Raw genomic sequence first — 25,006 nt, 5'->3', positions numbered from 1 at the left:
TTGCAGCGGCCCGACACAGGTCCATTTTCGGGTTACTCGTAAACCTGTTCACCATGCTGGGTAATATCCAGCCCTTCCCTTTCCTGCTCTTCTTTCACGCGCAAGCCGAGGGTCCAGTCGATGGCTTTCAGAATGATGAAGCTGACGATGGCGTCATAAACGATCGTGACGCCCACTCCGGTAGCCTGGATCAATAACTGTCCGGTATTGCCTTCCAGCACGCCAGCCGTGCCGCCAATAGCTTTGACGGCAAACACCCCGGTGAGCAGCGCGCCAACAATACCACCCATGGCGTGGACCCCGAAGGCATCCAGGGAATCATCGTAGCCCATCCAGTTTTTCAGGTAGACGGAGGCCCAGAAACAAATGACGCCCGCCGCAATCCCTATCCACAATGCGCCCATGGGACCCACAAAACCCGAAGCCGGGGTGATGGCTACCAGCCCTGCGACAGCACCCGAAGTCATGCCCAATACCGTGGGTTTACCCCGTGCCACCCACTCGGCAAACATCCAGGCCAGAGCTGCGACCGCAGTAGCAATCTGTGTAACCGCCAGCGCCATGCCTGCCCGATCACTGGCCGCGACCGCAGACCCGGCATTGAATCCAAACCAGCCTACCCACAGTAACGAAGCGCCTATCAGGGTGTACATGAGATTATTGGGGTGCATGGCATCATGTTTATAGCCAACCCGCTTGCCCATGACCAGTGCTGCTACGAGGCCCGCGACCCCGGCATTGATGTGCACCACGGTACCGCCCGCGTAGTCGAGGACGCCATCGGCGCCCAGCCAGCCGCCGGGTCCCCAGACCATGTGGGCGATGGGCGCATAGACCAGCAGGGACCACAGACCGGTAAACCAGAGCAGTGCCGAAAATTTCATGCGCTCTGCGAAGGCACCCACAATCAGTGCCGGGGTGATGATGGCAAAAGTCATCTGGAAGGTCATGTACACGGATTCCGGAATGGTGGGCGCCAGACTGCTCACCGAATCCAGCCCCAGGCCGTTGAGGAACAAGCGACTCATGCCCCCCATAAAGGCATTACCGGTGCTGAAAGACAGGCTGTATCCCAGCATCATCCACAATACCGAAATCAGCGCTGTGACCGCGAAACTCTGGGCAGCTGTTGCCAGCACATTTTTTTTGCGGACCATGCCTGCATAAAACAACGCCAGACCCGGCACGGTCATGAGCAGCACCAGTGCCGTAGAGGTCAGCATCCAGGCAGTATCCCCACTATTGAAACTGGGCGTGCTGGTGCCTGCCTCTGCCAGCGGACTCCCCAGGAGGGTGAGGGCACCCACCCATGCTGTTCCTCGAAATACGTGTTGCCTTGCTCCCTTCTTCATCATATCGCTCCTTGTTTCCATCGTTTCTGAGGCTGAATGCCCCAGTGTGCAATTTGGTCAAGCAAAAACCGTGCAAACCCTTAAAAGCGCCAGATTGAAGCTTCCTGAACCGGGAGAAGAGATGAAATCATAAGGACGTGCACCAATATGGTGCAGCACAAGAGAGTGGGGCTTTTGGAAACGACCATATGCAAAAACCTTATGGATACACGTGCCCAGATTATTCCCGACCCTGCACAAGACTTGCTGTAAAGATGTAAGCACCGGTAAGGATCATGAATGCGAGCTTCAACCCGGACGTAGTTAAGCTGACAGCTTTTCTTTTATCGTCATAGCGGGTGAATTGCTTTTTTCCGCGAACTCACCTAATTTTCAACATACCTATTTTTTAGGGGTTTCGTCTTGATACGGTTCAGCGATATCTCCAGCAAAAAAACAATTGCAGAAAAAGGAAAATACCATAATGTCGCGCAAAGCAGTTGTCGCATCACTTGGCCTGACAGCACTCCTTTCCGGTTGTGCCGTCAGCAACGTGAGTACCTATCCCGGACCATCCTCGGCCCAAGCTGTACAGAATACCTCTGTTGTTACGCAGCAAGATCGTATCCTGCATTCCTATATGATGCAGGTGAACCAGATCGTTGCTGGTCAGGTCGGAAGAATCCGTGCAGAACAGGAGCGCACGGCCATGAAACGGGCAGGACATCCCGTAACTTTGCCTACCGGGACATGTCGGGCAGTGGCGGTGATTTTGGCTGATGGCACAGTAGTCCGGGCAGAACTCGCTGGATGTTCTTCTGAAGCCCTTGGCAAAATCGAGCTGGCAGCCATTCATGCCGCTTCCCCGTTGCCACCCACGCCCTTCGGACATAACGCCAGCATCACCATCGGAACCATCGCCCCAAACGCCACTCCAGGGGTTGATGGGCAATAATCCGGTGAAGCAGATAGCATCATGCTCTCCATCTGCAAATTCAATATGATAATGGCCACTTGGTAAAACCAGGTGGCCAAAGGCGCAACATTCATATCACCAAAGCCAGTCTTGTCGCCAACCAACATGACTGGCGATACAGTGAATACTGAGTATTTGGCACTTCCAATTGAGTAATTGGTTGGGCCAAAGGTCTGCGAAAATGCAGAAGTTTTGGCAGATTTCAGTGGTGCTTACGATAGCGCATATACCAGTCCACCAGCAGGCGTACCTGTTTTTCCGTGTAGCCTTTTCGGGTCATGCGCGCTACAAAATCCTGATGTTTCCGCTCGTCGTCAGAAGAACTTTTTTTACCGAAGGAAATCACCGGCAAGAGGTCTTCGGTATTGGCAAACATTTTCTTTTCGATAACCGCGCGCAGTTTTTCATAGCTGGTCCAGGAAGGGCTGATCCCATCATTGGAAGCTTTTACCCGCAGGACAAAATTGACCACTTCATTGCGGAAGTCCTTGGGATTGGCAATACCCGCCGGTTTCTCGATTTTTTCCAGTTCTTCGTTCAGAAGGCCGCGATCCATGAGTTGGCCGGTGTCGGGGTCACGGAATTCTGTATCCTGGAGCCAGAAGTCAGCATATTGAATGTAACGATCAAAAAGATTCTGACCGTAATCCCCATAACTTTCGAGATAGGCTTTCTGGATTTCCAGACCCAGAAATTCGGCATAGCGGGGCGCCAGTTCGGTTTTCAGAAAAGCCAGATAATGGGATTCGGTGTCTGCCGGGAACTGTTCGGCACGAATTTGCGTTTCCAGCACGTGCAGGAGATGAACGGGATTGGCAGCCACTTCGTCACTGTCAAAATTGAAGGTACGCGACATGATTTTGTAGGCAAAACGGGTAGAAATGCCATCCATGCCTTCATCCACGCCGGCAGCATCCCGGTATTCCTGCAGGCTTTTGGCCTTGGGATCCTTGTCTTTCAAGGATTTGCCGTCGTAGATTTCCATTTTGGACCAGAGACTGCTGTTGCCCGGCTCCTTGAGACGGCTGAGTACTGAAAAACGCGCCAGCATGTCCATGGTGTCGGGTGCGCAAGGGGCGTCACTGAGGGCGCTGCTTTCCAGGAGTTTATGGTAGATACGGGTTTCTTCCGTGACCCGCAGACAGTAGGGCACCTTGACAATATATACCCGGTCAAGAAAGGCCTCATTGCGCTTGTTGTTGCGGAAAGCGGACCATTCCGATTCATTGCTGTGGGCCAGGATAATGCCCTGAAAAGGCAGGGCTCCAAAGCCCTCGGTACCATTATAGGTGCCCTCCTGGGTGGCAGTCAGCAGCGGATGCAGCATCTTGATCGGTGCCTTGAACATTTCCACGAATTCGAGAACGCCCTGGGTGGCGACATTGAGGCCACCCGCGTAGGAGTAGGCATCAGGATCATCCTGGGAAAAATCTTCCAGCTTGCGAATGTCCACTTTGCCCACCAGGCTGGATATATCCTGATTATTCTCGTCACCGGGCTCCACCTTGGTAATACCGATTTGATGCAGCTGCGATGGCATCAGGCGCTGCACCGTGAATTTACGGATGTCACCGCCAAATTCGCGCAAGCGTTTGGCGGCCCATGGAGACATCACGCCATTCAGGGCGCGACGGGGAATACCAAAACGATCCTCCAGTATGGGGCCATCTTCATCCCGATCAAACAAACCCAAAGGCGATTCGTAAAGCGGCGAAACCTTGCCGTTGGCGGCCAGACAGTAAATGGGATGATGCTCCATCAGGGTCTTCAGACGCTCGGCCAAAGAAGATTTGGCAGCCCCAACCGGACCCAGCAGGTAGAGAATCTGCTTGCGTTCTTCCAGTCCCTGCGCGGCATGGCGGAAATAGGCCACCAGATTTTCGACGACATCTTCAATACCGTAAAAATCATTGAAAGCCGGGTAGGTGAGCAACTTTCGATTCATGAATATCCGCGACAGTCGGGGGTCCGCCTGAGTGTCGATCACCTGCGGCTCGCCGATGGCGGCCAGCATCCGTTCTGCAGCGCTGGCATAGGCTATGGGTTCACGGGCACAGAGGTCCAGATAAGCGTCCAGTGAAAGGGTGACTTCCTGCTGTTGCAGGAAACGCTCCTGATAACGGTCGAATAACGCCATTTGCCACTCCTTGCGGCGAAGCCGCGATGGTTTACATCCTGAAACTCTTGGACATGGACGCGACCCTAGGGTTCAGGTGTTGAAGAATGTTTTTCATTAAGCATTTCCTGTGCCAAAGTGCGGGCAGTTCTGGTCTTTCCCCCCGATGAGGCCTGCTGTGTATTCCTGCACTGTGTACTGACAAATTGTTCGTAGGTGGTGCGCTCTATGCACAATTATGGTGCATGGCGGCTGGTTGCGCCAGTCCGCATCCCGACCGGAAAGTTTCTGTCCAGAAATGCTTCACAAAATATTAACCGGCTGTTTATCAGCGGATTATATGGGTATTTGGCTATGCGCCTGAGCTTTGAACAAAAAAAAGGGCGGGAGGACCGCCCTGGAAGCCACTTGAGGAGGAGTGATCAGATGACCATGATCAGGATATGTTTAGCAGGAAGCGTGCCATCTTTTTTGCGAAATGCCGATTCCCGCTTTTGGGTGAGTAGATTCTTAGAAGCATAAAAGGTGTTGAGGCTATGGCACGCCCCTTGCTGCACTATCCATGGGTCATGATCTGATCAATTTGCACATAGACGCCACGAGCGACCTGTTGGGGGTGAGTCATGAATCGCTTCGAGCATTTTCGCGAGGTACGCAAGGATCTTGCCGCACTGCTTGGGGGCGTCGTTGATGCCCTCGCCAGTCCTGCATTGTTGCAGCAGCATGCGGATGAACAACGGAAAAAGCTGAGTTGTCTCATTAATCGCCACCCTTTTCTGGATTTGTGCTACCTCCTGGATGCGGAGGGTCGGCAAATTGGGGATAATGTGGCTGCTTCCCGGCGCCGTGCTGCTGGTAAAGAGGATGGGGATGGCGTGGATCGCAGCCATCGACCTTATTACCGTCTGGCCCTCAATGCGTTGTCTCCAGTCCTGACCGAACCCTATTTATCTTCGGCCAATGGTCATATTTGTGTGACGGCTGCAGCGCCTATTCGTGATGAAAAGGGGCAACTGCTGGGCATGCTGGTGGCTGATAGCGAGCTGGATAGAGCCCTCGCCCTGCTCGAAGAAGATGATATCCGGCGGGGCTTCGAACCCTATTTCAAGGCCATTTATACCCTGTTTTCGACTGGCCTGCTGGCAGTCAGCGCCGCTCTGGGTTTTCATGCGCTCGTCAGCCTGAAACAGGTCTGGTCGGCTGTTGCCGCGCCAGGGGACTTTACGGCGCCCTTTCAGGCGACCATTTTGTTTACCCTGGCGCTGGCCGTATTTGATCTGTCCAAAACCATTTTTGAAGAGGAAGTCCTGCTGCGCAAAGATATTCGTCGTCATAGTACTACGCGACGCACTTTGACCCGATTCATTGCGGCCATCCTGATTGCGGTGTCCATCGAAGGCCTGATGCTGGTGTTCAAATTTGCTCTGGATGCCCCCCAGAATCTCTGGTTGGCTGAACTGCTGCTGGTAGCTGCTGCATTGCTGCTGGTGGCTCTGGGCGTATATGTATATTTGGGTGGCCAGGCAGAAGTGCTCCTGTCACAGCATCGTGATCAGCGTCACGATGCGGGTTAGGACCCCGGTTTTGGGGATCTGCTCATGCGCAGATCCAGAGTATGCGGATAATCCGGTTGTTCTTCATCATAGGGTGCTTGCCAGGGGTATTCACCGCTGCCTCTGGCGACGAAACGCCCCTCACTGGGGAGCGCCTTACCTCCCATGATAGAGGGTGCAGAAGGCGTCGGTTCGGGTTGGCTGTGACCGGTCGTGGTAAAACGGGATTGGCGCCGGGCCTCGGCTTCCCAGGCATTGACGGGGAATACTTCCGAATTGCGTCCACCCGGATGCATGACATGGTAGGTACAGCCGCCGATGCTGCGTCCATTCCAGGTGTCGATCAGATCGAAGGTCAGTGGGGAATGCACCGGAATGGTCGGGTGCAGGGCAGATGGCGGCTGCCAGGCACGATAACGCACCCCTGCCACCTGGGTATCCGGGGCTCGGGTTGTCTGCAGCGGAACACGCCGTCCATTACAGGCCAGTATATGTCGTCCGGGAGTCATTCCCGTGACCTTGACCTGCAGGCGTTCAATGGACGAATCCACGTAGCGGGCGGTACCACTTCCGGTGACCTCCTCACCGAGAACATGCCAGGGCTCAATGGCAGCACGCAGTTCTATTTGTACATCACCAATCTGCACATGACCATGCTCTGGAAAGCGAAATTCCGAAAAGGGTGTCAGCCATTCCAGTTGAAAGAGGATCCCGTGGTTTTGCAGGTCCGTACAGACCTCGCGCAAATCTTCCCAAACATAGTGGGGCAGCATGAAGCGATCATGCAGCGTCGTTCCCCAGCGAATCAGGGCATGACGATAAGGATCTTCCCAAAAGCGTAAAATCAGACTGCGGACCAGCAACTGCTGGACCAGACTCATGCGCGCATGGGGCGGCATTTCAAAGGCACGCAGTTCTACCAGTCCCTGGCGTCCGGCGGAACCGGTTGGAGAGTAGAGTTTGTCAATGCAGATTTCTGCGCGATGAGTATTTCCGGTAATGTCGACCAGAAGATTACGAAACAGGCGATCCACCAGCCAGGGTTGCACGACATTGCCTGGAGGTACCTGGGTAAAGGCAATTTCCAGTTCATAAAGTGCTTCATGACGGGCTTCGTCCACCCGGGGTGACTGGCTGGTCGGGCCAATAAACATCCCGCTGAAAAAATAGGAGAGAGCTGGATGATGCTGCCAATAGGTAATGAGACTTTGCAACAAATCCGGACGGCGCAGGAAAGGACTGTCGCCGGGGGTAGCGCCGCCCAGCGTCATGTGATTGCCGCCGCCGGTACCGGTGTGGCGGCCGTCCAGCATGAACTTTTCGGCGGTCAGGCGACAGGCATGGGCTTCTTCGTAAAGTAGCTTGGTTTTTTCGACCATTTCCGGCCAGCTGGAAGAGGGGTGAATGTTCACCTCAATAACACCGGGGTCCGGTGTGACCAGCAGTTTTTCCAGGCGAGGATCACTGGGCGGCGCATAACCTTCAATGACGACCGGCATTTTCAGGGCGGCCGCAGTGGCTTCAAGCGCGCTGAGTAGCCGCAGATAATGCTCAGTCACCTGCAGGGGTGGGAAAAAGCAATACAGACAGCCTTTGCGGATCTCCAGGGTGACTGCTGTGTGGGGAATTTCCTCCCAGCTGGGAGCTTTGTTGCTGGCCTGGCTTTTCGCTGTTTGGGATTTATGGCTGCTCTCCGGCGTCGGCTTGACATGCATATCCGGTAGGGGCGGTAAGGGCGCGAAGGGGTCCGTTTCCGGCTGCCATTTTTTGTGCGGATCGACCATCCACGGCAGGCTATCCAGGGGCAGGCGCATACCCAGAGCTGAGTCGCCAGGAATGAGAATCAGGCGTCCGCTGCGAAATACCCAGGTTGCGGAGTACCAGCATTGCTGATTCCATTCCCAGGCCAAAGGCAGAACCCAACCCACGGGGCGGTCCAGACCGGCCTGAAGCTTTTCGATGAGGGTCTGACGCTCCAGAGGATCATCAAGGCGATGGGTACTGAGGTCAATGTTGACCGGAACCCGTCCCTCTTGATGAAGGACATGCCAGGCATCTTCATAGGCAGGAATGAGCCGGGTGCTGTCTACCTGCAATTGTTCGCAGAGCTGACAGGCGAAATGATGGAGATCTTCCGGTTTCCAGCCGTAATCCTTGCGTGGATCCGCTAGCAATGCCGGATTTTGCCACACCGGCAGGCCATCTTTGCGCCAGTATAAGCCCAAGGCCCATCTGGGCAGGGGTTCGCCCGGATACCATTTACCTTCACCCGTATGCCGCAAAGCCCCTTGTGCAAAATGCTTACGCAGGCGTTCCGAAAGGATTTCAGCGCGTTCGCGTTTGTGTTTGCCCAGTGCCTCCAGATTCCATTGTGGATCATCCACCGCTTCCGTAGCCACAAAAGTGGGCTCCCCGCCCATGGTCAGACGGACATCTGCCGCCTGCAGGCGGTCATCGACAATGCGCCCAAGCACCATGACTTCTTCCCACTGGCTCTCGGTATAGGGTTTGGTGACCCGGGGTATTTCCGGCAGCCGGGTGACCTGGTTGGAAAAATGAAAGGTAACCTCACATTTTCCAGTGGCACCGCTGATCGGTGCGGCACTTTGGTAATGCGGCGTACAGGCCAGTGGAATATGCCCTTCACTGGCAAACAGACCGGAGGTCGGGTCCATGCCAATCCAGCCTGCTCCGGGGATGTACACTTCCACCCAGGCGTGCAGGTCAGTGAAATCCTGGGCGGGGCCGGAGGGACCTTCGAGAGGTGCCTGATCGGCCACCAACTGAACCAGATAGCCGGAAACAAAGCGGGCCGCGAGACCCAGATGTCGTAACAACTGTACCAGCAGCCAGGCGCTGTCCCGACAGGAACCGCTGGCTTTTTTCAGGGTTTCTTCGGGAGTCTGGACGCCGACCTCCATGCGCAGGGTGTAAGCGATGGCACTTTGTAGCTGCTGATTGATGCCAACCAGAAAATCAATGGTCCGCTGTTTGCGTTTGATGATGCCCAGCAACATTTGTTGCAGTAGGCGCCCGGCTTTTTCTTTTTCCAGATAGGGGGCCAGCTCTTTATATAATGCGGGTTCGTAACGGAAGGGCCAGCGTTCTGCCTGCTCTTCAATAAAAAAATCGAAAGGGTCAATCACGCTCAGATCGGCGATGACTTCGATGCTGAATTTGAGGGACTTGGCGCGTTCAGGAAAAACCAGACGGGCCTGATAATTCCCGAAGGGATCCTGCTGCCAGTTGAGGAAATGTTTTTCGGGGCTGACTTCCAGCGAATACGCAAGAATCGGGGTGCGACAGTGCGGCGCCGGCCGCAGGCGCAGTACGTGAGGGTGGATTTCCACCAAACGATCAAAGTCATACTCGGTCTGATGACGCAGAACGACATGAATACCCATAAATTATCCTCGGTGGTGAAATGCTGTGGGACTTAAGCTTGTGCAATCTGCAAGTGGAGTCCATTCAGAGCATTTTCCGAACCACTATCTTCCCTGGCGAAATAGGTACCCTGAATGGTCCGATGGACCATGGCGAGATCCCTCTGGGCCTGATCCAGATATTCATGGAGCAGGTCCGGGCGGAGGTCGCTCAATTTCAGCTGATCCAGGCGTCGCCGGGCCCGGCGGACGGCCTCCGCAGGGGTTCCGGCATTGGGCAGATAGGCTAATGCCACTTCCATTTCTCCCAGGCAGTATTTCATGCTGCGCGGGAATTTGCCGTCCTTGAGCAGATAATCCACTACCTGATTACTGCGCACCCGCACGGAAATATGGCGTCGGTACATTTCAAAGGCACTGAGTGACTTCAGAACCCCAATCCACAAGCTGCTGCCCGCCGTTTTCTGCAGCCCCAGATCCTGAGGTAAAATCACGGCGCTGGTGACATCGACAATGCGCGTGGTCATGTCCGCCCGTTCCATATTGCGTCCCAACTTGATGAACTGGTAAACATTATCCTGACTCATGCTGCTGATCAGCAGGCCTACCAGGGCGTGGCGTCGGGCAATGACTTCGTTGAGAAAAGCGTAACGGGCATGACGGCTATCTGCTCCGGAAACCGCCTGATCGCGAACGTACAGAAACAGGGTGTTGAGGCGTTCCCAGAACTCGCCAGGCAGTAAGTCGCGAAACGTCCGGCAGTTTTCCCGAGCCTGATGAATGGCAGCCATGACCGAATTCGGATTGCGCTCGTCGGCAATCAAAAAACGCATGATGCGGTTTTCTTCGGGGGCACCATAAAGCTCTGCGTATAGCGTCGCGTCACCGGTGACCTGCAACAGGATATCCCAGCCAAAATAAGCTCCAGGGGGCAGATCCAGCAGCATCAGGGTGGTGGCATTAATCAGACGGGCTACGTCTTCCGTGCGCTCCAGATAGCGTGCCATCCAGTACAGATTTTCAGCTACTCGGGAAAGCATGGTGCCTCCTCATCAACAATCCAGGTGTCTTTGCTGCCGCCACCCTGTGAGCTATTCACTACCAGTGAGCCCGGCTGCATCGCCACCCGGGTCAATCCCCCAGTGGTTACATACAGTTTATCCGCCTGCAAAATAAAAGGGCGCAGGTCGAGGTGTCGTGCCTCCAGATGATCATCTACCAGAGTGGGTGCTGTGGAAATATTCAGGGTCGGCTGGGCAATATAGTTGCGTGGATTGGCCTGAATCAGTTCGGCAAAACGGTCGCGTTCAGCCTGGCTGGCGCGGGGGCCGATCAGCATGCCATAACCCCCGGACTCGTTGGCCGGCTTAACCACCAGTTCGGCAAGATGGCTGAGGACATAATCCCGATCTGCATCGCGCATGCACAAATAAGTCGGAACATTGGGAATAATGGGTTCGGCATCCAGATAGTAACGAATGATTTCCGGAACAAAGGCGTACACGACCTTGTCATCGGCTACTCCGGCACCAGGCGCGTTGGCAATGGCCACATTCCCGCGTCGCCAGGCGCGGAGTAGTCCGGGGATACCGAGCACGGAATCCGGAAAAAAAACTTCGGGGTCCAGGTAGTCATCATCAATACGGCGGTAAATGACATCGACGCGTTGTAATCCGGAAATGGTACGTAAATAAACAATATCTTCCTTGCTGACGTAAAAATCCGGGCCCTCAGCAAGATAAGCGCCCATCTGCTGGGCTAAATAACTATGTTCAAAATAAGCGGAATTGTAGATGCCAGGGGTAAGTACTGCGAGCACGGGCTTTTCTTCCGGGCGCGGAGACAAGGCCGCCAAGGTTTCGTACAGGCGATTGGGGTAGTCGTCCACGGGCCGGATAATGGATGATTTGAACAACTCCGGGAAAAGCCGCTTCATGATCTGGCGGTTTTCAAGCATGTAAGAAACGCCCGAAGGTACCCGGAGGTTATCTTCCAGCACATAAATGGTGCCGTCCGCATCGCGCACCAGATCACTTCCGCAGATGTGTGCCCAGACGCCGAAGGGGGGATGAATGCCCCGACAGGCTTCCCGAAAATTGCGCGAACCTTCCAACACTTCGGCCGGAAAAACGCCATCAGCGACAATGCGCTGATCATTGTAAAGATCATCAATGAACAGGTTGAGTGCCTGCAGGCGCTGTTTGAGTCCCTCTTCAATGCGTGTCCATTCGCTGCTGGAAAGAATTCTCGGGATAATGTCAAAAGGCCAGGCACGATCAATATTGCCCGCTTCACTGTATACCGTAAAAGTGATTCCCATGGCGAGAATGGAGGCGTCTGCAGCCTGACGACGCGCCTGCAACTCGCTGCTGTCCAGGGTGTTCAGATAATTGAACAGGGGTGCAGCCGCCCGGCGCGGTCGGGCATTTTCATCTACCAGTTCGTCATGGGTGATCTGCTGTTGATAATGGGTTCTGAGCCAGTCCATCTGCTTTATCTCCTCGTCGCAAGATTCTCGCCCAAGTTTTAGTACAATGAATGAAGCAAAGTGCGTGCCAGTCAGGCTGGTCGGTTTGTGGAGGCAACAAACCGTCACGCCAAGGCCGCAATTGTATCATATTGGTGCATATTGCACCATTAAAGTGCAGAACTACTCCGTATGTTTATGTGCCTTTACTTCACAACGGTGGCATGGTTGTCGGAGTTTCCCAGTCAAAAGGAGGAAGACCGTCCAATGCCTGCAAAAGTCCCTGACTCCAGCGTTCACCAAGAGTCCGGTAAAAGCGGTCTTCTTCGGTCAGTGAAAGGTATCGTCCCATTTGCAGTGTATTGGTTTCATAGATGAGTAACTCAACCGGCGGGCCGACCGTAACATTACTGCGCATGGTGGAATTCATCGAAACCAGCGCGCAGCGGGCGGCGGCTTCCAGGGACAGTTCCGGTTTGATCACGCGGTCGAGTATGGGTTTGCCGTATTTGATTTCGCCGATTTGTAAAAAGGGATGATCTGCCGATTCGTGAATGTAATTTCCCTGCGGGTAAATCATGTAGGTGACAGGTACTTCGCTGCCGATCTGACCACCCAAAATGAAAGTGGCCTCAAAATTGGTGTTGGCCGTATCACGGCTGACCTGATTACGCTGGATTTCGGCGTTTATCAGGCCAATATAATCTGCAGCTTCTGCCATACCGGAAAGGTTCAAAAGATGGACTTCGGCGTTCTGGTCCATATCCTGCTGCAGGCGTTTAACGACTCCCTGGGTAGTGGCCAGATTTCCAGCCGAAAGCAGGCAGAGAAAGCGATCACCCGGCCAGCAATAATTATGCATTTTTGAGTAAATACTGACATTGTCTGTGCCTGCATTGGTGCGGGAGTCAGAACAGAAAATCAGCCCCCCAGAAACGTGGGCAGTGAGGCAGTAAGTCATGAATTATCCCTGTAGGCATGCAGCGCTGTGTAGTTATAGTCGCTGATATTTTGGCGTTTTGGAAGCCTGTTCACCATGAGCATGATTTTCCGGCGTTGTGGTGGTCAGAGCTTGTGCACTATTATGGTGCGGCCGATGCACTATCCTGGTTGCGACTGTTGCTCTGGATGATGGGCGGTCATTTTGATTCGAGACATTGCTGCTACTGGCTAGAGCTGGTACCCAGCTGAAGGATTGTATGCGTACGCAGGGCAATTCCCCGGCTGCCAGATATTGGTTTGGTGTGTTTTTTGCTTGGATGAATTTATGAAAGCGCCTCCAGAGGCGGATACCCATTTGGAGCTTGCATGGCGCAGCGCAAAAGCACAAAAGCAACATTGACAGAAAACGCGGTACTGGATGCCCTGGAGTCAGCGGTAATGACTCTGGACACTCAGCACAAGCTGCGTTTTATGAATCCGGCGGCAGAAAACCTCCTGCGCATCAGTCAGCATCAGGCACGCGGCCAAACCGTTGCAGCCTTATGCAGCATTGTCGGAGAAGATCGCTTTGCTGCGCTGTTTGCCGATGCCACCGATTTGAATGGGACCATACTGCGTCGCGCCTTGTCATTGCAGCTCCATGATGGCAGTCATGCGGTGGTGGATCTGGTGGTGACGCCTTTGGCCGATGGCCATCTGATTATCGAAATGCGACCGATGGAACTACCCGCACGGCATGCAGAAGAAGAAATGCAGGATCGGATTTACGGAGCAGCTCAGGAAATGCTACGCGGCCTTGCCCATGAAATCAAAAATCCTCTGGGTGGATTGCGCGGCGCTACCCAACTTCTTGAGAGAGAATTGCAACGTCCTGAATTGAAAGATTATACCCGGGTCATACTCCATGAAGTCGACCGTCTGCATCATCTGGTGGATCGTTTACAGGGACCACGCAGTCGCCCGATTTTTGCCAACGTCAATATTCATCAGGTGCTGGAGCATGTACGGCGTCTCCTCCAGGCCGAACTGCCCACAGGTATTGCGTTGCGTTTCGATTATGACCTTTCCATTCCGGAAGTTTATGCGGATCAGGAGCAACTGGTGCAGGTTTTCCTCAATTTGCTGCGTAATGCCCAGCAGGCGCTGGATCGCCACGGCACCATCCTCATTCGGACCAGGGTGGATCGCTATGTCACCTTGCTCCACCAGAAATTTCGCCTCGCCCTACGGGTAGATATTGTCGATAGCGGTCCAGGGATTGCTGAGGATCTTTTGCCCCGCATTTTTCTGCCCCTGGTGACCAGTCGTGCGGCAGGCATGGGGATGGGGCTGGCTATTGCCCAGGGTCTGGTGCGCGGACATGGTGGCGTCGTGCACTGTCATTCCCGACCGGGGGAAACCATTTTTTCGGTCTCCCTGCCCCTTGGCCAACATCGTGAGGAGCCGCAATGAAACAGGTCTGGATTATTGACGATGATCCCTCTATTCGCTGGGTACTGGAAAAAGCTCTGGCTCAGGCGGAAATTCCTTCCCGGAGTTTTGCCGATGCTGACAGTGCCTTGCGGGCGTTGGGCCGTGATCAACCCAATGCCATTGTCACGGACTTACGCATGCCCGGTCTGGACGGTCTGGCTTTTCTGAGGGAAGTGCAGGCGCGTTGGCCCAAGCTCCCGGTTATTGTCATGACGGCCCATTCGGACCTCGATAATGCCGTTTCGGCTTTCCAAAGTGGGGCTTTTGAGTATTTACCCAAACCCTTTGATATGGACGAGGCCATCAATCTGGTTCGCCGCGCTTTGGGCAGTCAGGAAGAACCGACAGCCAGTAGCCAGACGGAGGATGTGGACCCGGCGGAAATGATTGGTGAAGCGCCAGCAATGCAGGAGGTGTTTCGAGCCATCGGACGTCTGTCCCGATCACAGATCAATGTGCTGATTACCGGTGAGTCGGGAGCCGGTAAAGAGCTGGTGGCCAGCGCCCTGCATCGTCACAGTCCACGGGCCAGAGGGCCGTTTATTGCTATCAATACCGCCGCTATTCCCGCCGAACTGCTGGAATCCGAACTGTTTGGACATGAAAAGGGTGCATTTACCGGAGCGGTACAAACCCGCCAGGGGCGTTTTGAGCAAGCCTCCGGGGGTACCCTGTTTCTGGATGAAATCGGGGATATGCCTGCTGCTTTGCAAACCCGCCTGCTGCGGGTGCTCTCGGATGGTACTTTTTACCGGGTGGGGGGGCATGCCCCTTTGCGTGCTGATGTGCGGGTGCTGGCAGCCACCCACCAGAACCTGGAAGCCAAGGTCCGCGACGGCAGTTTTCGCGAAGATCTCTATCATCGTCTGAATGTCATCCATATTCACTTGCCGCCGCTACGTGAGCGCCGCGAAGATATTCCGCGACTGGCGCGGCATTTCCTGCGCCGCAGTGCGGAGCAACTGGATGTCGAGCGCAAGCTGTTGAGCCCGGCTGCCGAAATGGCTTTCACCGAATGGCACTGGCCGGGCAATGTCCGGCAACTTGAGAATGTTTGTCGCTGGGTTACCGTCATGGCCCCCACCAGTGAGGTGCAGATCACCGATTTGCCGCCGGAGATGAGCGTTGCGGCGCCGCTAGCGGAGCTGACAGATGCGCCGATCCATCAGGATTGGCGGCTGCAACTGGGCACGCTGGTGCGCCAACGCCTCGCCAGCGGGGAAGAATCCCTGCTCGATAAAATTCAGCCCCAGTTTGAGCGCTGCATGCTGGAAGCCGCACTCCAGCATACCCGTGGTCACAAGCAGGATGCCGCCCAGAAATTGGGTTGGGGACGTAATACCCTGACCCGCAAGCTGAAAGAACTGGGTATTGAAGATCATTAAAAATATTCTTGCGAACTCTGACTCTTAGACTAATTGTACTGGAACATGCAGTGTTTAATAGCATGTTTGGAAGCTCGGTCATGGGGTTGAGGTGTTTATGCAAGGCTTGATGATATTCCTGGAAGTGATTGTTGTGCTGCTGTTATTGGTGGAAGTGTCTATTCGCTTGCGCGCCCGGCGGCGACGTTTGCAGAATCGCGCTGTGACGGCTTCGCCAGATCTTTCCAGGGATGCCTCTGCTCTGCCAGTCAAGACTGTTCCCGCTCCCCTGCATGAAGTCACGGCCATTCCTGAAGCTGAAAAAGTGACGGCGACCACGCAGGAAGCTCTCAGCATTGATGACTTACTCAATGAGGCGAATATTTATCTGGAATATGGGCATCATGCGCAGGCGGCGACAGTATTACGTTGGTATGTTGATCTGAATCCCCATGAAACCCGGGTGATTAATCAGCTACTGGACACCTATATTGCCATGGCTGATATGAACAGTTATGCGGATTTGCTGGAAAGCCTGGGTGAAAAATCCGGCAATGTGCCCATGGATGAAACCTGGTGGCGGGAGCGGGTGGAACACGGCTTGCAGCAGGATCCCGGCAATCTTGAACTTCTGGTGCTGGCCGAAAAAGTGGGAATGACTGTTCCCATGCCGCAGGAACAAGGCGGTGAGGCAGCGATGACCGCAGAAATGGCCCTCGCGCTGGTTGCCCGCAATCGTGACCCGCATTATGGCATGGCCATATTGTGGCGGGCGATTGCCCACGAGCCACTGCGCTTGCCCCTCTATGCCGAGTTACTGCGTATTACCCACCAGCAGCATCTTCTTGAGGAATACATCAACGCCTTGATTTTGCTATTCCTGACGGTAGGTGGTGGCGGGAAAACGCTGCGCGAGCGGATGTTGCGGGCGGGTCAGGATCTTGGGCCGCATCCCTTATGGAAGGTGCTGGCAGACTGGCAGGGTGATCCGGAAGAATTGCGACAGCTGGCCCGTTCCCGACAGCTGGAAATCCCCAAGTCTCTCCCCGATGTCTGAACAGTTGGGCAGGAATCGTGCTTGACAAGCTATTGTCGCCCTCACCACAATCCCCTGCGGCCGCAAGCTTGGCACTTTCTGGTGTAAAGTGGTGCCGATGCCAATAAACAGGGAGCAGCAAGGTATGGATCTGGAGTCGGTTAACCAACTGGTGCGGTCGGATATGTTGGCGGTGAATCAGGTGATTCAGGAACAACTGCGTTCCGGCGTGCCGACCATCCCCGCGATGGGCACCTATTTGATTAACGCTGGTGGAAAACGACTGCGTCCTATCGTGCTGCTCCTGGCCGCGCGCATGGGTGGCGAACACAGCGCGCGGCCAATCCCCCTGGCGGCAGTGGTGGAATTTATTCACACGGCGACACTCTTGCATGATGACGTGGTGGATGGTTCCGAGCTGCGCCGCAACAATGCCACCGCCAATCAGCTATGGGGTAATGCGGCGGCGGTTTTGGTGGGTGATTTTCTCTATGCCCGATCCTTTGAAATGATGGTGGCAGATGGAGATATGCGTATTCTGGCGACCATGGCCGAGGCAACCAGTGTCATTGCCCAGGGAGAAGTAGCACAACTGGAAAATGCGCACGATCCAGATTTAAGTGTGGCATCTTATTTTTCGGTCATTGAAGCCAAAACCGCCAAGTTGTTTGAGGCTGCCATGCGTATTGGTGCCTTGATCAATCATCTGGATCAGCAGTCCGAAACAGCACTGGCAAAATATGGTTCGTTACTCGGGATTGCTTTTCAGTTGATGGACGACGCCCTGGATTATTCCACCTCCGCCGAAAAAATGGGTAAAAACCGGGGAGATGATCTGGCTGACGGCAAGGCGACCTTACCCTACATTCACGCCATGCAGCATGCTACTCCGTCTGAGCAGGCCATTTTACGAGCAGCTTTGGATGGCGAAAACCCGGCCGATTTTGCGGCGGTCTGGGAAATCATTGCCAGAACAGAAGCTATTGATTACACTTTGCGCGTCGCGGCAGAAAAGGCTGAACAGGCCGTTGCCTGTTTATCCAGCTTTCCCGATGGTCCGGAAAAGTCAGCTTTGACATTCCTGGCCGGGTTCGCGGTGCGGCGTGACTTTTAGGTAGTAGCATCGGGGCGTGGCTCAGCCTGGTAGAGCGCCGCCTTCGGGAGGCGGATGTCGGAGGTTCGAATCCTCTCGCCCCGACCAATATTGTTGAAAAGGCCCGCTTCGTCGGGCCTTTTTGGTGTTTTCATGGCGTTCCAAAAAATTGCGGCTCGAAGCAGGCAGGGATTTTGTGGATGTTTAAATGGTTGTTACTGGCAGGGGTTCTGGGTCTGTTGTTTTATTTCTGGCGACAGCGCATACCCAAAAATCATCCCGAAGTGGAGTCCCTGGTTCGCTGCTCCGTTTGCGGGCGCCATATATCCATCCACTCCGCCATGTTAAGTGCCAAAGGCAATTATCGCTGTACCCTACATGCGGGAGATCCGGATTGACCGCAGAACGCCCAAAGTCGCATCGCATTTTGCCCCGTTGGCGGGCTGTGCTCATTCTGGCGATCATCTTCGTTGGCTTTGTCGTTGTGCTGACCCGGGACACGGATTTGCAATGGTGGCAGGATCATACCCTGCGTGATCAGGGGCGCATGCGATATATGCAGGATCGTCCTCTTCCTGCTGATCGCGGTGTGATTTATGCCGATAATGGTACGGCACTGGCAGTCAATGTCCCCGCTGTCACCATCTGGACAGACCCGCGAATTTTTAATCAATACCAGAAAGATTGGGATAAGGTCGCTGCTGCCCTGAATTTAAGCCCACAGGCGTTGGCGGAACGTGTGCAATCCGGTGGTTCCGGGTTTGCCTATATTTTGCGTCAGGGCGAGCCGCAGATGGGCAAGGCTTTGCATGCCCTCCATGTGCCGGGCATTTACGTGCAGGCAACCAGTCGCACTTACTATCCACTAGGCGCTGTGACTACGCCTCTGCTGGGCCTGGTACATCTGGATCATCATGGTGCTGCCGGTCTGGAAAGAGGCTATGACCAATGGCTTGCAGGTCATTCCGGCACGGAAAAAGTATTGGTGGACGGGCAAGGTGAAGTGCTGCGGGTGCTGGGTGCCCGTCATGCCCCCATACCCGGTCATGATCTGCATTTGACCATTAATCCCCAGATTCAGTACTGGGCATACATGACCCTGCTGGCTGCCCAGAAGCACTTTGGGGCAACAGAAGGTTCTGCAGTAGTCATGAATGTCGAAAATGGACAGATTCTGGCCATGGCCAGCGTACCCTCCTGCAACCCCAATTCCCGAAGTGGTTGCGGCAATCCTGCCGATTACGTCAACAACGCCGTGCATCAGGCTTTTGAACCGGGTTCTGTCATGAAACCCTTTATGGTGGCAGCAGCACTGAAAACCGGCAGTATCCAGCCGGACCAAAGCTTCAATGTTTCTCACTGTCTGCCCGTCGGTGGGTTTTGTATTCGTGATGATGTGGTGCATCATGAACTGAATGTGGCGCATATTCTCAAATATTCCAGTGACATCGGGGCGGCCAAAATTGCGCTGCGGACGCCTGCCCAAGCGATTTATGACATGTATCGGTCTGCGGGTTTCGGGAAAGAGCCGGATCTGGGCTTCGCTGGCGCTACTGGCGGCGTCCTGCCACAACCTCAGACCTGGGATAAAGCCCGCCACGCCACCATTGCGTTGGGTTATGGCGTTTCGGTGACGACCCTGCAGCTCGCCGAGGGTTATGCCGCCATTGCCAACGGCGGTTATCACGTCACACCGACCCTGATAGCGGGCCAGCCGGTGCAAAAACAGCGCATCATGCCGACAAATATTGCCGCACATTTGCGCCACTGGCTTGAGGGTGTGTGTGCAGCCAATGGGACCGGTATTTTGGCTGCCATCCCCGGCTATGCGGTGGCTGGCAAAACCGGAACCGCCAATATGGCCAATGGCAAGGATGGCTTCCAGAAAAACAAGACCAATGCGACCTTCGTGGGTTTTGCCCCCGGCTTTGCTCCAAAACTGGTCATGGCCGTGACCATGCGCGGCAGCACGCGGTACTGGAACTTCGGCGGCGTTGAATCGGCACCGGTGTTTCGGGTTACCATGCGCCATGCGCTGCAAGAATTGAATATTTCTCCACGCTGGTGTGGTGGCAAGGCTTGTGCTTCCAAGAATAAAGGCATTACTGCTACCCAGGCGGAAATATGGGCAGAAGGAGGCGGAAATTGAGTCGAACCGATAAATGGGTCGCCAGCATTTTGGCGCTGGGTATTGCCGGCTTGCTGCTGGGTGTTCTAGCCTTCGCTGCTGTTTCGCGTATCCCGGTAGCCCATATTTATGTGAATGCCGCCGGTGCCCGAAATATTATTGTGGCCGGACACCGAGCCGTAACCGCACCAGATTGGCCGGGCGCCTATCGGGTAACCCCGCGATTTACCGACCCTGCTTTCTGGTCTGATGCGACCCTCTACTTTCGGCAGGGCAAAGCGGTGACTATCCCGCGTCAGGACATCAAACTCTGGGTGTATCGTGGTTAAAGCAGACCCCATGACCGCGACTCTGAAAGCCCTGCTGCAAGGCGCTATCGCCGTTGTTCTGGTGCTTCTGGCAGTTTTGTTGCTGCTGGCACTAGATGGCCTTTTATTGATTCCCGGATTGATGTTGGCTTACACATTGATGGGTCTTCCCTGGCACTGGCCCGGCATTTTGCCGGACCCCCTCAATCCCCCCAGCCCCTGGATCAGTATGGCCGTCGGGGTCATTGCTACCCTGGTCCCGGCTGTTGTGGATGGGATCGTCCTGCACTTTGTCCTGCGCAAATGAAATCATTTCCAGTTAACCTAAAAACGGCAGTTGCTGTGGGTGCTTTTTGCTCCATTGTTCCTTGCCTGTTGTTCTGAGGTTCATCCTGCTGTCAGGAGAGAACTCGCCCTGCGGGCTCAGACAGCTCTCCTGACGGGCGCTGGATTTCGCCAAAAACAACAACGGCACGGAACAAAAGTCGCTGCAAAGCACCCGCAGCAACTGCCGTTTTTAGGGTTAGGCGTTGTTGCTGGCAGCCGCTTTGGCTTCCAGCAGCTCCCAGCGTGAATAAGTCTGCTGCAACTTTTTGGCGAGCTGGTCTGACCGCAGTTGGAGCGCTTTCAGCTTTTCCGGGTTCTGGTAGGTTTCCGGTAAAGCCAGAGTCGCTGCCACGTTTTCCTGTTCCTGCTCCATAGCTTCTATTTGGGCAGGTAAAGCAACCAACTCCTGACTTTCCTTGTAACTGAGCGTAGTTTTTTTGCTGTTTTCCCGTTTGCCGGATGTTTTGCCCGTAGAGCTTTCAGCATTCTTGCTGGCAGCTAGCTGGATTTCTGTCTGCCAGCGTAACCAGTCCTCATAGCCGCCGGCATTCTGGGTAAGCTGACCGTTTTCACCGAAGGCAATGACCTGGGTGACTACGTTGTCAAGAAAGTCCCGGTCATGAGAAACCAGAAACAGGGTGCCCGTATAATTCTGGAGACGCTCTTCCAGCACTTCAAGGGTTTCCAGATCCAGGTCATTGGTCGGTTCGTCGAGCACCAGAATATTGGCGGGGCGGGCAAACAAGCGGGCCAGTAGCAGGCGCGCCCGTTCGCCGCCCGACAGCGCCTTGATCAACCCCCGGGCGCGACTGGGCGGGAACAGGAAGTCCTGCAAATATCCCAGAACGTGGCGCCGCTCCCCATTGATCTCAATGAAATCGTTACCATCTGCAATGGCATCCACTACCCGGCTTTCCGGATCAAGCGTCGCCCGCATCTGATCAAAATAGGCGACTTCCTGTTTGGTGCCGCGCCGGATCTGGCCTTGCTGGGCTTCCAGTTCGCCGAGAATCAGGCGCAGCAAAGTGGTTTTACCGGCTCCGTTGGGGCCGATAATACCGACCCGGTCGCCGCGTTCAATACGTGTTGAAAAATTCCGGATAATGGGGCGCTCTTCATAGTGGAAGGACACCTGATCCAGTTCCGCAATCAAGGCCCCGGAGCGTTCCGCCGTGCTGATCTGCAGGCTCGCCTGCCCCTGCTGCTGGCGACGGCTGGCGCGCTCCTCGCGCAGGCTTTCCAGACGACGCAAACGGCCCTGGTTGCGTTTGGCCCGTGCCTTTACCCCCTGGCGTAACCAGGCTTCTTCCTCGGCAAGTTGCCCTTCCAGGCGATTATCTGCTGCAGCCTCGGCCGCCAGCACTTCCGCCTTGCGTGCCTGATATTCGGCAAAGCTGCCCGGAAAACTGCGTAAAATGCCGCGATCCAGTTCGACAATACGGGTTGCCAGGCGATCCAGAAAGCGCCGGTCATGGGTGATGAATACCAGGGTGCCGCGATAGCGCAGCAGGGACTGTTCCAGGGCAAGAATGGCTGGTAAATCCAGATGGTTGGTGGGCTCGTCAAAAAACAGAATATCCGGTTCGGAAACCAGGGCAGCAGCAATGGCTACGCGCTTGCGCTGCCCGCCTGACAAGGCAGAAACCACGCCTTCAGCTGGCAGGCCCAGACTATCGCGCAGGGCTTCCGCTTTGTAGTCGATTTGCCAGGCATCATGATGGTCTGCCAGGGCATGGGCCTGTGCATCCCCCGCCTCGGCATTTTGCAGTTGCCGCCAGGCGGGGTGTCCGGATTTGATAGCGGTGAGCAGATCGTGATCGGCGGCCAGTTCGGGTTCCTGGGCCAGATAGCTACGGCTGAGTCCCGGTGCCACCCAAAGATTTCCGGCATCCAGCCTGCAAAGACCGGCAAGTGCTTGCAGCAGGGTCGATTTACCTTCGCCATTACGGCCAATCAGACCAATGCGTTCACCGGCTTCAAGATTCAGATCCGCATGGTCCAGTAAGGCGCGGCCTCCCCACTCCACCTGCCCCGCTTCCAGCCGCAGAATAGACATCGCCCCAATCTCCCATGTATTTTCCTTCAGAAGGGAGATAGGGTACGGGGCGGGCTCTGGCGGCGCAAGCCGTCATTGCGGAAGGATGTTGGTTTAGCTCAGCAGACGCAGGGTAAGGGGATAACGGTAGCCTTCACCGCTACTTGATTTCAGCGCGGCAATAATGCAGAAAATCAGATTGAAAAGAAAAACCAGGGGAAAAATAAAAAGCCCGATGAGTAAGGCGCTGAGCACGCTGGCGACAATGTAAGCGAGGAGAATGGTGATCTGAAAATTCAGGGCTTCTTTGCTCTCGGTGATGAGCCATTGATTGTCGCCATCCTTCTTGATCAGATACACAATCAGCGCCGGTAAAAAACCGAATAAAATACCTCCGGCCTGGATTAATGCCATGATGTTGCGATCTTCCTTGTTGCTGCTGGTTACCAGACTGCTTGTTTCCATAATAACGCTCCCTTGCAAAATGAGTGGTCCAGCGATTAGAGGATGATTTTATGCCGCTGGCTTTATTATCATACTGATAATCATCATAAAATGGAATATGCCCGCATGATGTGGATCAGCCCCTGTAATTGCCAGCAACGCGTCCGACCCTTAGCATAGGGTCATGTCAGACATTTTTAATGTAGAGCAGCGGCGGTTTCTGAAACTCCTGGGTTTGGCGGTGCCAGGGGAGAGCCCTGTTCTGCCCCCGCTAAAAAACCAAGCCGTATCTGTCCCGGCGCAAGCAGACGCCAAGGCAAAAATCCCGGAATCCTTAGCAAACTCTCTGGAGGCCCCAGAGGGTATCAGTACCTTGCGCGCAGCCGCAGGTCTTCTCAGTGCCCCACCCAAAGTAGCAGGCGTACCGCAGCCAGTAGCCCCGGAACTGCAGCCAAAAATCCCGGCTGAACCGGAAGCGGCGGCGACATTGTCTGATCTGCCTGCACCCGGCGAATCTGCCGAACCGCAAAGACTTCAGCAGATCAGCGCGAGTGACTGGCGTGATTTGCAAATCATGGTGCATAACTGTCGGGCTTGTTCATTGGGCGAAACCCGCCAGCATGCGGTTTTCGGAGCCGGTAACCCCAGAGGTTCCTGGCTTTTTGTAGGAGAAGCACCGGGTGCCGAAGAAGACCGGCGCGGCGAAGCTTTTGTCGGTCGCGGCGGGCAGTTGCTCGATAACATGCTGAAAGCCATGGGCCTGACCCGGCGGCAGGATGTCTATATTGCCAATGTGCTCAAATGCCGCCCCCCCAACAATCGTGATCCTCTGGGTCCAGAGGTGCAGTCCTGCCTGCCTTTTTTGCAGCGTCAGATTGCCCTGCTCCAGCCCCGTATTATTGTTGCCCTGGGGCGTTTTGCCGCCCAGAGTCTGCTGCAGGTCACGACACCCATCGGCCAGTTACGCGGGCAAACCCACCGGTACCAGAACATTCCATTGATTGTTACCTACCACCCGGCCTATTTACTCCGCAGCCCGCTGGAAAAGCGCAAGGCCTGGGAGGATTTGCAGTTGGCCGTGCAGGTGTACTCAGCGCAATCATTGCCTGAATAATTCCAGTGAAACCTGCTCGTGGCTTTTGGGTAAGGGTAATGGACAGCGTTCGGCGAAGTTTTTGGGGCCAGAGCCTGATTTGCAAGCCAGTTGATAAGCCCGAATAGGCAGTGGATAGGCTCGCGCTTGTTTACAGAGCGTCTGCCAATGCGAATTCTGATTGCAACGCACATTGAATCCCAGCAAATTGGCTCTTGCCCAGGCGTCTACAGCGGGCAAATAGTATTGCAGTGCTTTCGCATTATGGACAAATAGCAGGACTTGCCCCGAAGCTTTCGCAGGGCTGGCAGCTAAGATGGTCTTTGCAGTTGGCATAGGTGTGCGGCTGATCTCGGGCAAATCATCAACTGCCCCTATCAGCTGTACCTCACCCCGGGTATTACTGATCACAATAGAACGCACGCTGCCATTACCCTGTTGAAACCCCCAAAATACGATACTGCCATCAGATAATTTGGCGTGAGCAACGGGATCTTGTTCAAAGGCATCAAAAATACGGTCACTTAGCAAAATCTGGGCGGACTTTTTCTGTGGGTCATGGTCGTCAGCGTCAATAAGGTAGGCTTTACCCGCAAACAGAGCGATTCCGGCATCGGGAAGTTCCACCCGGAGTTGTTGGTTAAGGGCGATGAGTACCTTATGTCGTGCTTTCATCACGCGCATGATGCAGGATGTATCGGTGCCACAAGCATCGCGTTCCTTGAGATAACTCCATTGGCCTGCTATGACTTGCTTTTGTTCTGCGCTGTCAGGCGTGGTGTTGCGTAAGGCGCGTCCGAAAAGCCCGGCATTGTACATGTCTTCCTGCAAGAAGGGGGCTTGAGCGTCTCCTTTCATATTGCAGATTATCGCTTTTGAACTGCCCGTAGACTTGGCACACTGCACAGATGAGGTTGGTGGGAGATTTTCTGCCGCA

At 54.7% G+C, this 25,006-nt stretch carries 20 protein-coding genes and 1 tRNA gene; 12 read left to right on the top strand and 9 right to left on the bottom strand.

What is annotated here, in order from left to right; translation table 11 throughout:
• Window positions 1-32: 32 nt before the first annotated feature.
• Window positions 33-1,355: an ammonium transporter gene (locus H7F11_RS12060; protein ID WP_227485466.1), complete on the bottom strand. Its 1,323-nt coding sequence runs from the start codon at window positions 1,353-1,355 to the stop codon at window positions 33-35.
• Between the two features lie 460 nt (window positions 1,356-1,815).
• On the opposite strand from H7F11_RS12060, the gene H7F11_RS12055 reads away from it, so the two are divergent.
• Window positions 1,816-2,286 carry a hypothetical protein gene (locus H7F11_RS12055; protein ID WP_193649454.1) on the top strand — a complete coding sequence of 157 codons (471 nt, stop codon included), beginning with the start codon at window positions 1,816-1,818 and terminating at the stop codon, window positions 2,284-2,286.
• A gap of 223 nt (window positions 2,287-2,509) precedes the next feature.
• Here the strand turns inward: H7F11_RS12055 and H7F11_RS12050 are convergent, their stop codons facing one another.
• Window positions 2,510-4,444 carry a PrkA family serine protein kinase gene (locus H7F11_RS12050; RefSeq protein ID WP_193649455.1) on the bottom strand — a complete coding sequence of 645 codons (1,935 nt, stop codon included), beginning with the start codon at window positions 4,442-4,444 and terminating at the stop codon, window positions 2,510-2,512.
• 602 nt (window positions 4,445-5,046) lie between these two features.
• Here H7F11_RS12050 and H7F11_RS12045 point away from each other — a divergent pair.
• Window positions 5,047-5,997 (top strand): PDC sensor domain-containing protein, encoded by a 951-nt coding sequence (locus H7F11_RS12045; protein WP_193649456.1) that lies wholly within the window; start codon window positions 5,047-5,049, stop codon window positions 5,995-5,997.
• On the opposite strand, the gene H7F11_RS12040 is transcribed toward H7F11_RS12045, so the two are convergent.
• From H7F11_RS12040 to H7F11_RS12025, 4 genes are all read right to left on the bottom strand, one after another.
• A complete protein-coding gene (locus tag H7F11_RS12040; protein WP_193649457.1) occupies window positions 5,994-9,380 on the bottom strand; it encodes a DUF2126 domain-containing protein in 3,387 nt (1,128 codons plus the stop codon). The two genes, H7F11_RS12045 and H7F11_RS12040, sit on opposite strands and share 4 nt — an antisense overlap.
• Window positions 9,381-9,412: 32 nt before the next feature.
• Window positions 9,413-10,399: an alpha-E domain-containing protein gene (locus H7F11_RS12035; RefSeq protein ID WP_193649458.1), complete on the bottom strand. Its 987-nt coding sequence runs from the start codon at window positions 10,397-10,399 to the stop codon at window positions 9,413-9,415.
• Window positions 10,384-11,847, bottom strand: coding sequence for a circularly permuted type 2 ATP-grasp protein (locus H7F11_RS12030; RefSeq protein WP_193649459.1), 1,464 nt, complete (start codon window positions 11,845-11,847; stop codon window positions 10,384-10,386). Before H7F11_RS12030 ends, H7F11_RS12035 begins: the two co-directional genes overlap by 16 nt.
• 190 nt (window positions 11,848-12,037) lie before the next feature.
• Window positions 12,038-12,787: a peptidase gene (locus H7F11_RS12025; protein ID WP_193649460.1), complete on the bottom strand. Its 750-nt coding sequence runs from the start codon at window positions 12,785-12,787 to the stop codon at window positions 12,038-12,040.
• Window positions 12,788-13,134: 347 nt separating this feature from the next.
• On the opposite strand from H7F11_RS12025, the gene glnL reads away from it, so the two are divergent.
• From glnL to H7F11_RS11980, 9 genes are all read left to right on the top strand, one after another.
• Window positions 13,135-14,220: a nitrogen regulation protein NR(II) gene (gene glnL, locus H7F11_RS12020; RefSeq protein WP_193649461.1), complete on the top strand. Its 1,086-nt coding sequence runs from the start codon at window positions 13,135-13,137 to the stop codon at window positions 14,218-14,220.
• Window positions 14,217-15,626 (top strand): nitrogen regulation protein NR(I), encoded by a 1,410-nt coding sequence (ntrC, locus tag H7F11_RS12015; protein ID WP_193649462.1) that lies wholly within the window; start codon window positions 14,217-14,219, stop codon window positions 15,624-15,626. The genes glnL and ntrC overlap by 4 nt, the downstream gene beginning before the upstream one ends.
• A gap of 97 nt (window positions 15,627-15,723) precedes the next feature.
• Entirely contained in the window at window positions 15,724-16,662 is a 939-nt protein-coding gene (locus H7F11_RS12010) for a hypothetical protein (protein WP_193649463.1), read from the top strand.
• Between the two features lie 124 nt (window positions 16,663-16,786).
• Window positions 16,787-17,755, top strand: coding sequence for a polyprenyl synthetase family protein (locus tag H7F11_RS12005; RefSeq protein WP_193649464.1), 969 nt, complete (start codon window positions 16,787-16,789; stop codon window positions 17,753-17,755).
• A gap of 10 nt (window positions 17,756-17,765) precedes the next feature.
• Window positions 17,766-17,842, top strand: a tRNA-Pro gene (locus H7F11_RS12000).
• 92 nt (window positions 17,843-17,934) lie between these two features.
• A complete protein-coding gene (locus H7F11_RS11995; protein WP_193649465.1) occupies window positions 17,935-18,132 on the top strand; it encodes a hypothetical protein in 198 nt (65 codons plus the stop codon).
• Window positions 18,129-19,883: a peptidoglycan D,D-transpeptidase FtsI family protein gene (locus H7F11_RS11990; protein ID WP_193649466.1), complete on the top strand. Its 1,755-nt coding sequence runs from the start codon at window positions 18,129-18,131 to the stop codon at window positions 19,881-19,883. Before H7F11_RS11995 ends, H7F11_RS11990 begins: the two co-directional genes overlap by 4 nt.
• On the top strand, window positions 19,880-20,191 hold the full coding sequence (locus H7F11_RS11985) for a hypothetical protein (protein ID WP_193649467.1): 312 nt from the start codon (window positions 19,880-19,882) through the stop codon (window positions 20,189-20,191). Before H7F11_RS11990 ends, H7F11_RS11985 begins: the two co-directional genes overlap by 4 nt.
• 10 nt (window positions 20,192-20,201) lie before the next feature.
• Entirely contained in the window at window positions 20,202-20,477 is a 276-nt protein-coding gene (locus H7F11_RS11980; RefSeq protein WP_193649468.1) for a hypothetical protein, read from the top strand.
• 216 nt (window positions 20,478-20,693) lie between these two features.
• Here H7F11_RS11980 and H7F11_RS11975 read toward each other — a convergent pair whose 3' ends face one another.
• Both H7F11_RS11975 and H7F11_RS11970 read right to left on the bottom strand, forming a co-directional pair.
• A complete protein-coding gene (locus tag H7F11_RS11975) occupies window positions 20,694-22,553 on the bottom strand; it encodes an ATP-binding cassette domain-containing protein (protein ID WP_193649469.1) in 1,860 nt (619 codons plus the stop codon).
• A gap of 93 nt (window positions 22,554-22,646) precedes the next feature.
• Window positions 22,647-22,997: a DUF4870 domain-containing protein gene (locus tag H7F11_RS11970; protein ID WP_193649470.1), complete on the bottom strand. Its 351-nt coding sequence runs from the start codon at window positions 22,995-22,997 to the stop codon at window positions 22,647-22,649.
• 163 nt (window positions 22,998-23,160) lie between these two features.
• On the opposite strand from H7F11_RS11970, the gene H7F11_RS11965 reads away from it, so the two are divergent.
• A complete protein-coding gene (locus H7F11_RS11965) occupies window positions 23,161-24,090 on the top strand; it encodes a uracil-DNA glycosylase (protein ID WP_193649471.1) in 930 nt (309 codons plus the stop codon).
• Here H7F11_RS11965 and H7F11_RS11960 read toward each other — a convergent pair.
• Window positions 24,076-24,927: a hypothetical protein gene (locus H7F11_RS11960; protein WP_193649472.1), complete on the bottom strand. Its 852-nt coding sequence runs from the start codon at window positions 24,925-24,927 to the stop codon at window positions 24,076-24,078. The genes H7F11_RS11965 and H7F11_RS11960 overlap by 15 nt on opposite strands.
• Window positions 24,928-25,006 lie beyond the last annotated feature (79 nt).

The sequence above is a fragment of the Acidithiobacillus sp. HP-2 genome (assembly GCF_015100155.1).
In the GTDB taxonomy this organism is placed as follows: domain Bacteria; phylum Pseudomonadota; class Gammaproteobacteria; order Acidithiobacillales; family Acidithiobacillaceae; genus Acidithiobacillus.
The sequence above is the reverse complement of the archived record's forward strand: the minus strand, read 5'-3'. Positions and strand labels throughout refer to the sequence as shown.

What these genes read in the sequence shown, in the direction of transcription:
- H7F11_RS12060 (WP_227485466.1), bottom strand. Translation starts at nt 1,355, where the DNA reads ATGATGAAGAAGGGAGCAAGGCAACACGTATTTCGAGGAACAGCATGG.
- H7F11_RS12055 (WP_193649454.1), top strand. Translation starts at nt 1,816, where the DNA reads ATGTCGCGCAAAGCAGTTGTCGCATCACTTGGCCTGACAGCACTCCTT.
- H7F11_RS12050 (WP_193649455.1), bottom strand. Translation starts at nt 4,444, where the DNA reads ATGGCGTTATTCGACCGTTATCAGGAGCGTTTCCTGCAACAGCAGGAA.
- H7F11_RS12045 (WP_193649456.1), top strand. Translation starts at nt 5,047, where the DNA reads ATGAATCGCTTCGAGCATTTTCGCGAGGTACGCAAGGATCTTGCCGCA.
- H7F11_RS12040 (WP_193649457.1), bottom strand. Translation starts at nt 9,380, where the DNA reads ATGGGTATTCATGTCGTTCTGCGTCATCAGACCGAGTATGACTTTGAT.
- H7F11_RS12035 (WP_193649458.1), bottom strand. Translation starts at nt 10,399, where the DNA reads ATGCTTTCCCGAGTAGCTGAAAATCTGTACTGGATGGCACGCTATCTG.
- H7F11_RS12030 (WP_193649459.1), bottom strand. Translation starts at nt 11,847, where the DNA reads ATGGACTGGCTCAGAACCCATTATCAACAGCAGATCACCCATGACGAA.
- H7F11_RS12025 (WP_193649460.1), bottom strand. Translation starts at nt 12,787, where the DNA reads ATGACTTACTGCCTCACTGCCCACGTTTCTGGGGGGCTGATTTTCTGT.
- glnL (WP_193649461.1), top strand. Translation starts at nt 13,135, where the DNA reads ATGGCGCAGCGCAAAAGCACAAAAGCAACATTGACAGAAAACGCGGTA.
- ntrC (WP_193649462.1), top strand. Translation starts at nt 14,217, where the DNA reads ATGAAACAGGTCTGGATTATTGACGATGATCCCTCTATTCGCTGGGTA.
- H7F11_RS12010 (WP_193649463.1), top strand. Translation starts at nt 15,724, where the DNA reads ATGCAAGGCTTGATGATATTCCTGGAAGTGATTGTTGTGCTGCTGTTA.
- H7F11_RS12005 (WP_193649464.1), top strand. Translation starts at nt 16,787, where the DNA reads ATGGATCTGGAGTCGGTTAACCAACTGGTGCGGTCGGATATGTTGGCG.
- H7F11_RS11995 (WP_193649465.1), top strand. Translation starts at nt 17,935, where the DNA reads ATGTTTAAATGGTTGTTACTGGCAGGGGTTCTGGGTCTGTTGTTTTAT.
- H7F11_RS11980 (WP_193649468.1), top strand. Translation starts at nt 20,202, where the DNA reads ATGACCGCGACTCTGAAAGCCCTGCTGCAAGGCGCTATCGCCGTTGTT.
- H7F11_RS11975 (WP_193649469.1), bottom strand. Translation starts at nt 22,553, where the DNA reads ATGTCTATTCTGCGGCTGGAAGCGGGGCAGGTGGAGTGGGGAGGCCGC.
- H7F11_RS11970 (WP_193649470.1), bottom strand. Translation starts at nt 22,997, where the DNA reads ATGGAAACAAGCAGTCTGGTAACCAGCAGCAACAAGGAAGATCGCAAC.
- H7F11_RS11965 (WP_193649471.1), top strand. Translation starts at nt 23,161, where the DNA reads ATGTCAGACATTTTTAATGTAGAGCAGCGGCGGTTTCTGAAACTCCTG.
- H7F11_RS11960 (WP_193649472.1), bottom strand. Translation starts at nt 24,927, where the DNA reads ATGAAAGGAGACGCTCAAGCCCCCTTCTTGCAGGAAGACATGTACAAT.